This is a genomic window from Streptomyces sp. BL1 (assembly GCF_057628045.1).
This window is the reverse complement of the sequence record NZ_JBXYWZ010000002.1, coordinates 7,425,878-7,439,698: the sequence shown is the minus strand read 5'-3', so window position 1 is coordinate 7,439,698 and position 13,821 is coordinate 7,425,878. Positions and strand designations below refer to the sequence as shown.

The 13,821-nt window shown below is 70.8% G+C and carries 13 protein-coding genes; 9 read left to right on the top strand and 4 right to left on the bottom strand.

Going from position 1 to position 13,821, the window contains the following annotated elements:
• The first annotated feature begins 44 nt into the window (after positions 1-44).
• Positions 45-566, top strand: coding sequence for an RNA polymerase sigma factor (locus AC3AGO_RS32655; protein ID WP_487823889.1), 522 nt, complete (start codon positions 45-47; stop codon positions 564-566).
• Positions 557-1,246: a hypothetical protein gene (locus AC3AGO_RS32650; RefSeq protein ID WP_487823888.1), complete on the top strand. Its 690-nt coding sequence runs from the start codon at positions 557-559 to the stop codon at positions 1,244-1,246. Before AC3AGO_RS32655 ends, AC3AGO_RS32650 begins: the two co-directional genes overlap by 10 nt.
• Before the next feature lie 146 nt (positions 1,247-1,392).
• On the opposite strand, the gene AC3AGO_RS32645 is transcribed toward AC3AGO_RS32650, so the two are convergent.
• Positions 1,393-2,073: a hypothetical protein gene (locus tag AC3AGO_RS32645; RefSeq protein ID WP_487823887.1), complete on the bottom strand. Its 681-nt coding sequence runs from the start codon at positions 2,071-2,073 to the stop codon at positions 1,393-1,395.
• Complete coding sequence (locus AC3AGO_RS32640; protein WP_487823886.1) at positions 2,070-2,630, bottom strand: hypothetical protein; 561 nt, start codon at positions 2,628-2,630, stop codon at positions 2,070-2,072. The genes AC3AGO_RS32645 and AC3AGO_RS32640 overlap by 4 nt, the downstream gene beginning before the upstream one ends.
• Positions 2,631-3,081: 451 nt before the next feature.
• Here AC3AGO_RS32640 and AC3AGO_RS32635 point away from each other — a divergent pair, with 451 nt between their 5' ends.
• A complete protein-coding gene (locus AC3AGO_RS32635; protein WP_487823885.1) occupies positions 3,082-3,645 on the top strand; it encodes an EF-hand domain-containing protein in 564 nt (187 codons plus the stop codon).
• Between the two features lie 154 nt (positions 3,646-3,799).
• On the opposite strand, the gene surE is transcribed toward AC3AGO_RS32635, so the two are convergent.
• Complete coding sequence (gene surE, locus AC3AGO_RS32630; RefSeq protein WP_487823884.1) at positions 3,800-4,714, bottom strand: 5'/3'-nucleotidase SurE; 915 nt, start codon at positions 4,712-4,714, stop codon at positions 3,800-3,802.
• A gap of 255 nt (positions 4,715-4,969) precedes the next feature.
• On the opposite strand from surE, the gene AC3AGO_RS32625 reads away from it, so the two are divergent.
• Positions 4,970-5,599 carry a hypothetical protein gene (locus AC3AGO_RS32625; protein ID WP_487823883.1) on the top strand — a complete coding sequence of 210 codons (630 nt, stop codon included), beginning with the start codon at positions 4,970-4,972 and terminating at the stop codon, positions 5,597-5,599.
• Positions 5,600-5,663: 64 nt separating this feature from the next.
• Here the strand turns inward: AC3AGO_RS32625 and AC3AGO_RS32620 are convergent, their stop codons facing one another.
• Positions 5,664-5,867, bottom strand: a complete 204-nt coding sequence (locus tag AC3AGO_RS32620) for a hypothetical protein (protein WP_487823882.1) — start codon at positions 5,865-5,867, stop codon at positions 5,664-5,666.
• Positions 5,868-6,705: 838 nt separating this feature from the next.
• Between AC3AGO_RS32620 and AC3AGO_RS32615 the strand changes: the two genes are divergently transcribed.
• From AC3AGO_RS32615 to AC3AGO_RS32595, 5 genes are all read left to right on the top strand, one after another.
• Positions 6,706-8,196 (top strand): sugar transferase, encoded by a 1,491-nt coding sequence (locus AC3AGO_RS32615; protein WP_487824896.1) that lies wholly within the window; start codon positions 6,706-6,708, stop codon positions 8,194-8,196.
• Positions 8,197-8,278: 82 nt separating this feature from the next.
• Positions 8,279-9,613 (top strand): nucleotide sugar dehydrogenase, encoded by a 1,335-nt coding sequence (locus tag AC3AGO_RS32610; protein WP_487823881.1) that lies wholly within the window; start codon positions 8,279-8,281, stop codon positions 9,611-9,613.
• Positions 9,603-10,880 (top strand): glycosyltransferase family 4 protein, encoded by a 1,278-nt coding sequence (locus AC3AGO_RS32605; protein WP_487823880.1) that lies wholly within the window; start codon positions 9,603-9,605, stop codon positions 10,878-10,880. The genes AC3AGO_RS32610 and AC3AGO_RS32605 overlap by 11 nt, the downstream gene beginning before the upstream one ends.
• Complete coding sequence (locus AC3AGO_RS32600) at positions 10,877-12,277, top strand: Wzz/FepE/Etk N-terminal domain-containing protein (RefSeq protein WP_487823879.1); 1,401 nt, start codon at positions 10,877-10,879, stop codon at positions 12,275-12,277. Before AC3AGO_RS32605 ends, AC3AGO_RS32600 begins: the two co-directional genes overlap by 4 nt.
• Complete coding sequence (locus AC3AGO_RS32595; RefSeq protein WP_487823878.1) at positions 12,274-13,818, top strand: Wzz/FepE/Etk N-terminal domain-containing protein; 1,545 nt, start codon at positions 12,274-12,276, stop codon at positions 13,816-13,818. The genes AC3AGO_RS32600 and AC3AGO_RS32595 overlap by 4 nt, the downstream gene beginning before the upstream one ends.
• The last annotated feature ends 3 nt before the right edge of the window (positions 13,819-13,821 follow it).

Genomic DNA, 13,821 nt, shown 5'->3' with positions numbered 1-13,821 from the left:
ACCGGCCCTGTAAGGATCCGGCGGGCCCAGGACATATACGGGGTGTGGAGACCTTGAAGAGGCAGAGCAGCGACCGGGATCGCGCCGCGCGGTTCACGGCCTTGTATGTCCGCGAGCACGCGCGAGTGTGCGCCTACGTGCACCGGCGGTCGGGCGACCGGGGAGCAGCGGAGGAACTGACAGCCGAGGTCTTCCGTACTGCCTGGGAGCGCATGGTGGCGGGGCAGGACGTCGGGGCGGGATGGCTCTTCGTCACCGCACGCAACCTTCTGAGCAATCACTACCGCTCGGTGGAACGCCTCAAGGAGTTGCACCGCACCATCTCCGAGGAGTGGAGCCGCCCGCCCGCGTCCCCTCAGGACGACGCCGTTCTCGACGCCCTCGACCGGCTTGCGCCCGCACAGCGTGAGGTCCTGCTGCTGACCTACTGGGACGGGCTCAGCGCCGCGGAGGCCGGGGAAGTCCTCGGGTGCCGGGCGACGGCGGTCTGGGTCCGGCTGCATCGCGCACGCAAAGCGTTCCGTGACGTCTACGATCTGCCTCAGGAGTCCGTGTCATGCGCGTGAAGAACCGGATCAGGAATGCCAACCCCGTACCCGCCGCGGCGCCCGGGGAACTCTCGGACCGCGCCACCGGTGAACTCGCCGAGCTCGTCGGGTCCGTCGACGCCGCGCCTCCCGCGGCCGCTCAACGGCCGCGCAGGCGGGGCCTCTTGATGGCTGCTGCCGCCTGTGGCGCCGCCGCTGTCATCGGCACCACCGTCTTCACTCTCCAGCCCGACTCCCCCGGCCCCGGAAGCGACCCGGCGGGGCCCGTCCAGGGCCCGGGGGGTGGCGGTGCCGCTGCCGATGAGCCCTATTTCGACAGCACGGCCAGGCTGGAAGGAGCGGCGAACGTGATCGTACGGGCGCGGCTCGGCGACGGGCGCGAGGAGACGGCCGGCGGGGAGAGCACGACCGTGGCCCCGGCCGAGGTGCTCGCGACCGCCAAGGGCAAGCCGTCGGGGAAGGAGATCGAGGTGACCTACACGACGCCCGGTTCCGGGCCCGAGACCGCCGGGTTCACCGCCGGCGGCGAGTACGTCCTGCTGCTCGAGAAGAGCGAGGACGGAGGCTACTTGCTGGTGAACACCACACAGGGCTGGTACGGGGTCGAGGGCGGCACGGCCGTCTCCGGAAAGGACAACGACGTGGACCTGAGCGCGGGCGTGCGCAAGGCGCTCCGGCTCACCCAGCAGGAGCGGTGACACCGGACCGGTGCACCACGCATGGAGCGTGGTGCACCGGTCGGTGCGGCGCCGGGCGGCTCACCGCGAGCGCGGAGCCCGGCAGTGTGCTGACTGCGTGTTCACGGTGCTTGCCCAACTCGCTTACTGCGTACCGCTCTTGGTGCTTACCGTGTACCGCTCTTGGCGATCCTGTCCGCCCGGGTCGCCAGTTGGCCGACCTTGCCCGCGTTGTCGAAGCCTTCGCTCGACACGGCCTTGACCGTGCCGTCCTTGGCAGCGGTGTAGAGCGCCTGCTCCGGGTTGACGAGGTCGTACGGGTTCTTGCCGCCGTGGTCCGCCAGCATCAGCACGTACTGCTGCCCGCCCTTGGCGAGCCCGGTGGTGCTCTGCTCTTTGTACGTGGCGCCCTTGTAGGTGCCGCCGAGCTGGCTGACCTCGATGGTGTCCCCGGAGGCCACGTCTCCGGAGAGCGCCTGGGAGACCTTCACCTTGGACACGGTGACGATGACCGGGTCCTCTGCGGCTTCCTTCTCGGCCTTCTTGGCCTCGGCGCGTGAGAGGCCGGCCTGCGGGTCGGTGGCAGGATCGCCGCCGCCGGAGGGCTTGTCGGGCCGCATCTGCTCCACCCGGCTGCTGACGACGGTTCCCTTGACGACGGCGTCGGACTTCTTGATGACCTCGTCGAGTGAGGAGTACGCCGGGTAGTCCGCGTGGTAGACGACCGTGTCCGAAGTCGCGGCGGATTTGCTCCCGTTCGTGGACGTACTGTCCGTGGAGCAGCCGGCGGCGCCGAGTGCGGCGAGCACTGCCGTGCCCGCGATGAGGATGTTCCGTGTCGCGGTCACTTGTAGATCCTCTTCACCTCGGACTTGTCATACGACAGCGGCTTCTGCACCTTCGAGCGGTTGCGGTTGTGCTTCATGAGCGACGACTTCCTCGTGCTCGGGTTGTCGTCGAGGCTCAGCGCGTGCCCGAGTTCGTGCGTGGTGGTGCTCCGCACCCACTTGTCGTACGTGGAGATGGAGCCCGTGTCCCTGTCGATGGTCCTGGCGTTCACCTTGATCGTGAAGGACCGGTTCTTGCGGGATCCGGCCGGCGCGTACAGGCCGTACCAGCTGCTGTTGTAGCGGCTGGCCGTGAACTTGGACTTGGCGCCGGACGTGCGCTTGATGTTCGCTCCGACCTTGGCATTGTTCCAGTTGCCGCGGCCGGTGTTGAAGTACTTGACCCACTCGCCGTTGATGCCGACGGTCTTGACGCTGAACGACCGCTTGGGCATTCCGCCGCTGTAGTAGTCCGCGTGGGCCGGCGTCGAGCCGGCCAGCGTGCCCGTGACGGCCAGTGCGGCACACGCCGTGAGAGTGACCGACGCACGCGTCAGTCTTCTGGCAGCTCTTTCCATGCAGTTGTCCCCCGTTTTTCGCCATGGAGCGCGAACAACCCTCATTGCAGGGAGTGTTCGTTGCGGCCCCCTGATGGGATGCGCTGTTGCGCAGGCACAACCCTGCTGAGCCGACATGTACCAGTCAATCGTCCCCGGTCCTTTTGGCGAGAAACAGGCGCCCCTCAGGCATCACGAACTACCCGGGCACACCTCTCATCTCGCGCATACCTCATGATGATCGAGGGTGCGGGCCGCGGTCGGCGCCCACAGGAGGGGGCGGACCGTATTGGCCGGTATGCATAACAGCGCGCGGCGTCGCAGGGGATCGCGACGCAGGTGGCGCGCAGCAGGACCGGACGGCCGAACGTCAGCCATTTCCGGTCATTCTGGGCATAGTTGACCGGTTACGCCGAGTACGGGGAGACACTCGACGCGGACCCGGGACTGCCACGCCCCTCACGGAGGATCCATGGAGATATCGCCGTTCCTCGACCGGAAACTGGCCCGCCGTTTCGCCACCTACGACAGCGACGGTGACGGCTTCATCGAACGGGAGGACTTCACCTCGGCCGTCGCCCGCATGGCCGAGGAGTTCGGCCATCGGCCCGGCTCACCGGCCCGGCAACGGCTGCACGACCTGAGCCTCCAACTGTGGTCGCACCTGGCCAAGGTGGCCGACACCGATGGTGACGGACGGATCAGCAAAGCCGAGTACAAGGCCGCCTTCGCCGCCGGGCTGCTGGAAACCCCCGGCTCGTTCGACGACGGCTACCGGCCGTTCCTGGACGCCGTCATGGACATCGCGGATGCCGACGGCGACGGGAAACTCACCCAGGACGAACACGTGCGCTGGACCGGCGCCTTGATGAATCTGCCCGCCGCCGACGCGGCCGAGGTCTTCCGCCGACTGGATGGGGACGCAGACGGCTTGATCACCAGGAGCGACCTGCTGGAAGCCATCCGCGACTACTACTTCGACGACGACCCGCAGTCCACCGGAAGTTGGCTGCTCGGCCCCCTCCCGCCCCGCTGAACCTGCCACGCCCGGCGAGAGCCGCGGCGACACCGCGAGACCAGCCGGCTGCGTCGGTCTCCGGCCCCACGGCGTACGCATCGAGCTGAGGCGGGCGTGTCATGCGAGGGTGCCGGGCACCGGCCGTGCGGGGCCGGGGCGGGCGCCGGGTGTGTCAGGGACGCAGGCCGGTGAGGCGGGACTTGGTGTGCCGGACCTCCTGCTTCGAGGGTGGCACGGAGCCGGCCGCCCAGCGGTCCGCGCCCCAATTGGCGGTGAGCAGGGAGACGGAGACGCCGTGCGCGGCGAGTGCCGTGGTGTCGGCGTTGGGGACCGGCTCGGGCGCGTGCGGGTCGTAGCGGAGCTGCGGCCGGTAACACGTCGCGCACGTACCCGTGTCCGGGGCGTAGGAGACGGAGACGGTGCGCGCCGTACCGAGGTTGGTGAAGGCGACCGGACCGTCCGGCCGCGCCGGGTAGTTGACGTTCAGCGCCGTACCGGCAGGCAACAGGGGGCCACGGCCTGCCGTGGCGGCGAGCCGCTCCACGACGCGTTCGGTGAACGCCGCGGCCCGGGGTACGGACGGGTAGCGCTCCTCCTCCGCGGCGGTCAGATCCGGGCCCGCGCTCACGGCGATCGCCGGGATGCCCGCGTCCGAGGCGGCGACTGTGGCACCGACCGTTCCCGAATGATTGGCCGTGGCCCCGGTGTTCGGGCCGGCGTTGACGCCCGAGACGACGAGGTCGGGCTCGGCTCCCCGGAACACGTGCTCGACGCCGAAGGTGACCGCGTCCCCGGGCGTACCGGTGACCGACCAGATTCCCCGTTCGGCCTGCTCGGCACGGAGGGTGGCCTTCGGGGTGAGCGTCATGCCGGTGCCGCGGCCGCTCTGGTCCTCGGCGGGTGCGACGATCACCGCCCGGTGCCCCGCGTCCTTGAGGGCCGCCTGCAACTGCCGGATGTACGGGTGGCGGTAGCCGTCGTCGTTACTGATCAGGATCCGCAGCGGACGGCCGGACTCCCCCTGGTCCTGCGGCTGTTGGGCGGTGGCCGGGCCCGACCCGGTCACCAGGACGGTCGCAGCGGTCACGCTGCCGAGCACAGCGAAGGCTTGTCGTGCGGGTCTCCACATCGGTCCTCCCCGGAAGAACGGCGTCACGAGTGCGCAGCACTACAGCGCCACCCGCTCCAACTGTCAATCCGACCGGTCGGTAGGTCGGTAACGGTCCGGTGGAGACGGCCGGCGGACGCCTGCCGCCCACTCGCCGGTACGGGGGCCGCGGGGCACGCCGGGCACACGCCCGGCTGACGGGACACTCCCCCGCCCCGTGGTTGAATGTGGCCGATGTTGCGCCGTGAACTCCCCTCCGAAACCGGCGGCCTCGTGGTAAAGCACCACCCCTTGCCGCCGCTGCTCGGCTGGGGGCTCATTGCCGTCGCCTCGGTTCCGTTTCCCGCCCTGGCACTCCTGGGCGGGGTGAGCGTCGCGATTGTCGCCGTTATCTACGTGGCAGTGTTCGTGCTGCTGGCCTACGTGCTCGCGCCGAGCGCGCTGCTCGAGCACCGCCTGCACGAACACGCGGTGGTCTTCCGTACGTTGCTGCCGGGCACTCCGGTTTACGTCATTCCGCATGACACGATCCGGGCGGAGTCCATCCGGGCCGAGGCCGAGGCCGAGCGCGAGCGCGCCCAGTTGACGTTGATCGATGTTCCACAGCACCGCACGGGCGTACGCCCCCTGCCCAGCGTGGTCCTGACGGGACTGGACGTGAAACCCGCCCGCTTGCTCGGCAAGGGGCGCATCAGCTGGGACGAAGCCCGGCGTCAGGGCGAAGAGCAGCAACCGGCGGAAGGCGACGCCTCGTTGAGCAGGCTGTGCGACTGGAGGGCCGACTACCCGGACGCGGAGCGCCAGGTACAGCTGATCGGGGAAACGGTGCTCGCCGACCGGAAGGACCCGCACGGACACCCGTGAACCTGCGCCACCGCACGACGGTGACGCCCCGTTCCGGCGGGCCCTCGGTCGCGGAAGCGGGCTCTCAGTCGCGGAACGAGCCGTCGGCTCGGCGCGCATGGCGTGACAGCAGGTGGCGGCACTGCGGGCAGTGCCGCATCACGCCCCGCTTGACCACGAACGCGACGCCGGCCGTGCAGAGATACAGCAGGCCGACCGCCAGCCCCTGCACCACCCGGCCCAGCCACGACTTCGTACACGTAGCGCAGTCCCGACATCCGTCCGCCATCGCGAGTCTCCTGTTCCGCGCGTCCTCCGTGGAGCGCCGTTCTGGTGATCGGGAAGACGTGGGGAGGGTGACGGAACGTTGCCCGGGGAGCCGAGCCGGTACGCGGCGGTTACATACGACCCCCGCACGACGCACGGGCCCCTCCCCGCGCCCTGCCGGTGGAGACTCGCCGAAACCGGAATCTAACGAATTGCTACCGAACGTGGGGCCGGCCGGGAGTGCCGGGACGCCTCGGGGCTGTCGGCGTGGACAACCTGGAGCTCTCGCGTCATAACAGGTCACACGGCACATCTTCGCCGGCAGGGCACAGACGGAACATCATCGTCCTGTGAATCAACCTTCAAAAGCCGAGCACAAGTTGCACGCATCACCATCTTCAGACAGGCCCCGATGGTCTACATTGGCTCTGCTTCACATGTTTGGACACGAGGGGACAAACGATGACCCATAGGTCAAGCGCCTAGGAGAGTCGGCAGGCATGTCCCCGGCGCCGGGCGTGGGGGTCATGCTCTCGGGGCCCGGGAGGGGCCTCGGGTGTGGGGAGCACCCGAGGTTTCGACGGGTTCCCGCACACCTCGAGAGGCCGGCAGGACAGGCGAGTCCGCTGCCACCCGGCCGGGGTGTTCACATAGCGCTGCGACAGCCGGGATCGGCATGCGCGGGAGGCGGGGGGGGGCCTCCCAGGGGGAGGAACAGTGCGGCGCGGGAGGCGGGGGCCTCCCGAAGAGCGGAACACTGCGGGAGGCGGGGGCCTCCCGAGGGGCGGAACAGTGCGGGGGGCGCGAGCCTCCCGGGGGGAGGAACCGTGTGGAGCGAACACGTCGAGCCCACCGATGACTTGGGTGGCTCTGCGCAGCCGGGGGATTTAGCCGGCCCCCGTTCACCGGCGCCCGGGCGTCCGGCGGGCGGGGCGTTCGGACGGCCGGCGATCGACTGGGAGCAGCGGTACCGCCGTACCGTGATCACCAGCGATACCGTGGCCACCGCCTTCGTCGTGGCCGCGATCGGCGGCTTCTTCGGGGTCCGGGACGCGGCCAACTGGCACGAGAAATGGGGAATTCTCGCCTTCGGCACCGAACTGCTGATGCTGGGCGCGCTTGCGATGAGCCGGGCGTGGGCTCCGGCCGTGCTCGGCCAGGGCGCCGAGGAGTTCCGCCGGCTCGGACGCTCACTGTTCGCGGCGGCCGTCGTGCTGGCGCTCGGCGGGATCGCCCTCACCTCCCACAACATCAAGCTCTGGATCTTCGTCGCGATCCCGGCGGTCGCGCTCGTCACCATGACCGAGCGGTATCTGCTGCGCCTCCGGCTGCACAGACTGCGCAATGAGGGACGGTGTCTGAGACCGGTACTCGCTGCGGGGAGCCCGGCCACCGTGCTCGATCTGATCGGCCGGGCCCGCAAGTTCCCGCACCTCGGCTGGCGGGTGGACGCGGTCTGTACGACGGACGGGCTCGGAATCGACGGTGACCGGCTGGACGGAGTGCCGGTCGTCGGCCGGCTGACGGACGTCGCCCAGCACATCCGCCGCGACGGCTACCGGGTCGTCGCGGTCACACCGGACCCGCACTGGACACCGGACCGGCTGCAGCGGCTGGCCTGGAATCTCGAAGGCAGCGACACCGAAATGGTCGTGGCCCCCGTGCTGATGGAGGTGGCCGGGCCGCGGCTGCACGTCGACGCGGTGCTCGGGATCCCGCTGCTGCGGGTCAGCTTGCCGACCTTCACCGGGGGCCGCCGGGTGGTCAAAGAGGTCGTCGACCGGACGGCCGCGGTACTCCTGCTGACGCTGTTCGCGCCGCTGATGGTGCTCGTCGGGATCGTCGTGCTGGTGGACAGCCGGGGCGGGGCGCTGTACCGCCAGCGCCGGGTCGGCAAGGACGGCCGCGAGTTCACCATCTTCAAGTTCCGCACCATGGTCACCGGGGCCGATGCGGCACGTGCCGCACTGGCCGGCCTCAACGAGGGCTCGGGGCTGCTGTTCAAGCTCCGCCGGGATCCGCGGGTGACCCGGGTGGGAGCGGTGCTGCGCCGGTACTCGCTCGACGAACTGCCGCAGCTTTTCAACGTGCTCACCGGATCGATGTCGCTCGTCGGTCCGCGGCCTCCGCTGCCGGAGGAGTCCGCGGCGTACGCACCGGACATCCGGCGGCGGCTGCTGGTCAAGCCCGGGCTCACCGGCCTGTGGCAGATCAGCGGACGCAGCGACCTGCCGTGGGAGGAGGCGGTCCGCCTCGACCTGCGGTACGTGGAGGACTGGTCGCTCGCCCTGGACACAGTGATCTTGTGGAAGACGCTGCGTGCGGTGCTCCAGGGGCAGGGGGCGTACTGATGCGCGGGGGTCCGGGGTTCAACTGCCCGGCCGGCACACGAAGCGCAGGCCAAAAGGGTCTGCCTGGGGGGAGGAACGGGATATGAGGGTCAGTGTCTTAGGGCTCGGCTACGTGGGCTGCGTGTCGGCCGCGTGTCTGGCCGGCCTGGGCCACGAGGTCATCGGGGTGGACGTGAACCAGGCGAAGGTCGACCTGGTCAACGACGGCAAGGCCCCGGTGGTCGAGGAGCGGATCGGCGAACTCACCGCCGACGTCGTACGGACCGGGGCGCTGCGCGCCACCACCGACGTCCGCGAGGCGATCATGGGCAGTGACGTGTCGCTGGTCTGCGTGGGCACACCGTCCGAGCCCAACGGCAGCCTGTGCACCACGTACTTGGAGCGGGTCACCGAGCAGATCGGCGCCGCGCTGGCCGAACGCGAGGGGCAGGGCGGGCGGCACACCGTCGTCTTCCGCAGCACGATGCTGCCGGGCACCTGCCTGGACCTGCTGGTGCCGCTCCTGGAGAAGTCCGTCGGCGGCACGACCGGGGTGGACTTCGGGGTCGCGGTCAACCCGGAGTTCCTTCGCGAGGGCACGAGCGTGCGGGACTTCTTCGACCCGCCCAAGACCGTCATCGGCGAACTCGACCCGGCGAGCGGCGACGTGGTGGCGGCGCTGTACGAAGGCCTGCCCGGCGAGGTGTTCCGGGTGCCGGTCCCGGTGGCCGAGGCGATCAAGTACGCGGACAACTCGTTCCACGGCCTCAAGATCGGCTTCGCGAACGAACTCGGCGCGGTGTGCCAGGCGTTGGGGGTGGACTCGCACCAGGTGATGGACGTGTTCCTGGCCGACCGCAAGCTCAACATCAGCCCCGCCTATCTGCGGCCCGGCTTCGCCTTCGGCGGCTCCTGCCTGCCCAAGGACCTGCGCAGCCTGGTCCACGCGGCGCGGCGGGCCGACGTCTCGGTGCCGATCCTCGCCCACGTGCTGGCCTCCAACGCCGACCATCTGCAGCGCGCCGTTGACCTGGTCGAGCGCACCGGCAAGCGCCGGGTGGGCCTGTTCGGGCTGTCCTTCAAACCCGGCACCGACGACCTCCGCGAGAGCCCGCTCGTCGAGCTGGCGGAGAGGCTCTTCGGCAAGGGCTACGAGCTGAAGATCTACGACGCCAACGTGAGCCTCTCCCGGCTGATCGGCGCGAACCGCGAGTACATCGAGAACCGGCTGCCGCACCTCGCGCAGCTGCTCGCCGACTCCGTCGACGAGGTGCTCGAACACGCCGAGGTGTGCCTGGTCGGCACGAAGGACCCGGCCGTGCTGTCGGCGCTGCCCCCGGGCGGCGCTCCCGACGGACCCGTGATCGTCGATCTCGTCCGCCTTCCCGACGCCGCGGCGCGCCGGACCGAACCGGGGTACGTGGGCCTTGCTTGGTGACCCGAGGAGTGACGCGGCCGGTGGCGACGGACACGGCCGGCGTGCGCTGATCCTGGTGGAGAACCTGTCGGTGCCGTTCGACCGGCGGGTGTGGCAGGAGTGCACGACGCTGCGCGACGCGGGCTGGGAAGTGCACGTCATCTGTCCCCGGGGGAACAAGCGGGACACGGAGCCGGAGGCGGAGATCGACGGGGTGCGGATCCACCGCTACCCGCTGCGCGCGGCCACCGGAGGTCCTGCCGGCTATCTGCGGGAGTACGGAACGGCGTTGTGGCATACGCTCCGGCTGGCCCGGAAGGTCGGCCCGGTCGACGTGGTCCACGCCTGCAATCCGCCGGACCTGCTGTTCCTGCCGGCGCTGTGGCTGAAGCGGCGCGGCGCGCGGTTCGTCTTCGACCAGCACGACCTGGTGCCCGAGCTGTATCTCTCCCGGTTCGGCCGCGGCGAGGATCTGCTCTACCGCGCCGTGTGCGCGCTGGAACGGCGTACCTACCGGGCGGCGGACGTCGTGCTCGCCACGAACGAGAGCTACCGGGACGTCGCGGTGCGCCGTGGCGGCCGGCGGCCCGAGGACGTTTTCGTGGTGCGCAGCGCGCCCCAGACCGACCGGTTCCAACCGGTGCCGCCCGAGCCGGAGTTGAAGCGCGGCAAGCCTCATCTGCTGTGCTATCTCGGCGTCATGGGGCCGCAGGACGGCGTCGACTACGCCCTGCGGGCCCTCGCGAAGCTGCGCGACGAGCTCGGACGTACCGACTGGCACGCGGTGTTCGTCGGCTCCGGCGACGCCTACGTCGCGATGGTGGAGCTGTCCCGGCAGCTCGGGCTCGAGGAGCAGGTGCAGTTCACCGGGCGCATTCCGGACGCCGACCTGGTGCGCTACCTGTCCACCGCCGACGTGTGCCTCTCCCCCGACCCGCACAATCCGCTCAACGACGTGTCGACCATGAACAAGGTCCTGGAGTACATGGCCATGGGCCGGCCGATCGTCTCGTTCGACCTCCGCGAGGCGCGCGTCTCCGCCGGTGACGCCGCCCTCTACGCGCCCGCCAACGGCGAGGCCGAATTCGCCAAGCTCATCGCACTGCTGCTGGACGATCCGGAGAAGCGGGCGCGGATGGGCAAGATCGGCGAGGAGCGGATCAGCGGGCGGCTCTCCTGGCGGAACTCCCAGCGGTCGCTGCTCGCCGCCTACGCCGCTGCCTGCGGTGACCACGCTCCGGTATCGGCGGACGACCCGGGCAGGACAGGGAAGAGGCCGCACCGTTGAGCGAGGACACGATACGCCTGGTCACGATCGGACGGATTCTCCGTCGGCGCTGGCGGCTTCTCGCCGTCATCGCCATAGTGGGCGCGCTCGTCGGCTACGGCGCCTCCCTGCTGTTCCCGCCGCGGTACACGACGTCGGCGTCCGTGCTGCTGACGGGGCAGTGGGAGGAGCGCGAGCTGCTCACCCAGGCGGAGATCGCGGCCAGTTCGGCGGTGGTCGACCGCGCTGCCGTCGCGCTCGGCCCGTCCGGCGGCAGCGGCAGCGAGCTGCGGGACCGGGTGAGCGCCACGGCCGCCGACGGCAACATCATCAAGATCTCGGGTACGGCCGGCACCCCGGAGGGCGCACGGCGGCTCTCCGACCAGGTGGCCCAGCAGTTCGTCACGTTCGCCGCGCGGATCGCGGGCGACGACACCAGCTCCGAGGCGTCGGCGGGGCCCGAGGCGTTGCGGCAGAAGGTCGTGCAGACCAACCGCCGCATCACCGACCTGGCCAATTCCGCCGATCCGGGGAAAACCGTGGAGGGCGTGCAGGCCCGCACCGAGCTCGAGAAGCTGCGCACCTCGCTGCAGGAGGCCATGAAGAAGCTGGACGAGGCCGACCCGGCGACCGACAAGGCCAACATGGTCGTCATGGGGCCGGCCGCCCGGCCGACCGGCGAGGCGCCGCCGACGAGGATGCAACTCATCGTCGGCGGGGCGCTGTTGTTCTCCCTGTTCGCGGTCATCGGCCATCTCGCCGCCGCACGGGTGAACCGCCGGCTGCGCACCGAACAGGAGATCGCCGCGGCGCTGGGCTCGGCGCTGCTGGGCACCGTCGACGTGCCCGGTGAACGGCCCACGCACCGGTCCAAGGGCCGGGGCCCGCGGGCCGGGATCCGCCGGCTGCTGGGTCTCGACATCCGGTGGGACACGCCGGCCCCGCGGACGTCCGGCGACGAGGCCGGCAGACGCATCCGCTATCAACGGGTGTACGCGCGCCTCCGTGACCAACTGCCGGTCCCCCGGCGGCTGCTGGCCGTCGTTCCGGACGGCGACGAGATCGCCCGGCGGGCCGCGGGGCAGCTCGCCGCCGAGGCCGGGAGCGACGCTTCCCGGGGCTCTTCGAGCGGCGCGTACCCCGCGCTGCGGGTGGTGGGGGTTTCGGTGGACCGGCCGACGGTGCCGGACCGCGACGCCGAGTCCGGCGTGCTGGTCGTACTCAGCGCGGGCCGCTGGACCGCGGACGAGCTCGCCGGTATCGCCGCGGCGTGTGCGGACGCGGGGCACGAGGTCGTCGGCACCATCGTCGCCGGCCCGGTCCGGGCCCGGCCGGCGCAGTCCGCAGGCCAGGCCCCTCCGGACGACGCCACTTTGGCGCTCGCGGTCCACGGCCACGCGACGGGAGGTTCGGCATGACGAACACGACTTCACAGGCGTCGGCCGTCGCTCCGCTGCTGAATCTGCAGGCGCTGGTGGCGGCCGTGCGCAGACGCCGCCGTCTCTGGTGCTCCTTGGCGCTGCTGGGTCTGCTGGCCGGCGCGGTGGTGACGGTCCTGCTGCCGTCGCCGCCGACCGCGGAGACCAAGGTGCTGGTCGCGCATCAGGAGGACCAGCCGAACGACACCGGAACGCTGATGCGTACGGACGTCGAGCTGCTGGGGACCACGCGGATCGCCGAGCTGGCCCTGCATGACCTCAAGTCCCCGGAAAAGCCCGAGGACTTCATGGAGGACTACCGGGGCACCGGCCTGACCAACAACCTGCTGCAGATCGATGTGACGGGTGACAACGACGCCGACGCGGTGGCCCGGGCCGAGGCGCTGGCCGACGCGTTCGTCACGGACCATGTGCGGCGGATGCAGGCGGCCGCGAAGGCCGAGGCCAAGGCCCTGCTCCAGCAGCGTGACCGCATGCGGAACGAACTCGCCCAGGTCAACAAGGCGATCGGAGACCGGTCGCCGGAGACCGGCGCGAAGGCGCCGGCGAGCCTCGAGTCGCTCTTCGCCCGCCGGGCCGAACTCAACTCGCGGATCGCCGATTTCGACCAGCGCGCCGCGGACGCGCGCACCGGCACACCCAGGATCATCGCCGGTACGCAGATCGTGGACGCCCCGCACGCGGTACGGAAGTCCCTGGCCAAGTCCGCTGCCACCAACGCCGGCATCGGGTTCGCCCTCGGGCTCGTCCTCGGCCTCTCGCTGGCCGCGGTCGGCACGGTGGTGGCGGACCGCCCGGTACTGCGCCGGGACATCGCGGCGAACCTGGGCGCCTCGGTCATCGCCGAACTGCCGCCGCGGCGGGGCAGGCTGTGGCCGCGCCGACGGGCCCGGGCGGCGGGGACAAGGCTCACCACGACCCTGGCCCGCACCGTGCGCGACTCCGCGGAACCGGTGTCGCTGCTGGAACTGGGCTGTGCCGGCAGTACGAGCGCGATCGCCCTGGATGTCGCCAGGGAACTGGCGCCGGAGAAACCGGTGGTCGTCGTCGACGGTCTGCCGGGCTCGCAGCTCGCCAACAGCCGCCGGCAGACCGGAGATCCGGACGTGGTCGGCGGCGAGGGTGCCGCGGCTGTGCCGCACTCGACGCGCCGGCTCGGCGTCGGTTCGGTCGCGCCCGGCACGGCGTGGACCGACCTCCGGTTCCTCGGCGGCCGGACCGTGCTCGTCGTACGTGCCGGGCACGGCAGCGCCGCATGGCTGCACACCGTGGCACGGCAACTCGCCGACCTGCGCATTCCGGTGATCGGTGTGGTGCTGATCGACCCCGATCCGCGTGACCGGACCGACGGCACGCTGTGGGACGGGCTGCGCACCGCGCTGCGCGGCCGGAGCGAGCGGCCGGCCCGGCAGAACGGCGGGGGTGCCTCCCACGCCGTCGAGGCAGTGGGGGAAGGCGGGCCGCGGACGGAGCGGCAGCCGGTGTGGACGGGCCAGGAAAACGACCAGGAAGCGCGGTAAGAC

Coding starts and splice junctions, on each gene's coding strand:
- AC3AGO_RS32635 (WP_487823885.1), top strand. CDS start 3,082: ATGGAGATATCGCCGTTCCTCGACCGGAAACTGGCCCGCCGTTTCGCC.
- AC3AGO_RS32595 (WP_487823878.1), top strand. CDS start 12,274: ATGACGAACACGACTTCACAGGCGTCGGCCGTCGCTCCGCTGCTGAAT.
- AC3AGO_RS32640 (WP_487823886.1), bottom strand. CDS start 2,630: ATGGAAAGAGCTGCCAGAAGACTGACGCGTGCGTCGGTCACTCTCACG.
- AC3AGO_RS32650 (WP_487823888.1), top strand. CDS start 557: ATGCGCGTGAAGAACCGGATCAGGAATGCCAACCCCGTACCCGCCGCG.
- AC3AGO_RS32610 (WP_487823881.1), top strand. CDS start 8,279: ATGAGGGTCAGTGTCTTAGGGCTCGGCTACGTGGGCTGCGTGTCGGCC.
- AC3AGO_RS32620 (WP_487823882.1), bottom strand. CDS start 5,867: ATGGCGGACGGATGTCGGGACTGCGCTACGTGTACGAAGTCGTGGCTG.
- AC3AGO_RS32625 (WP_487823883.1), top strand. CDS start 4,970: ATGTTGCGCCGTGAACTCCCCTCCGAAACCGGCGGCCTCGTGGTAAAG.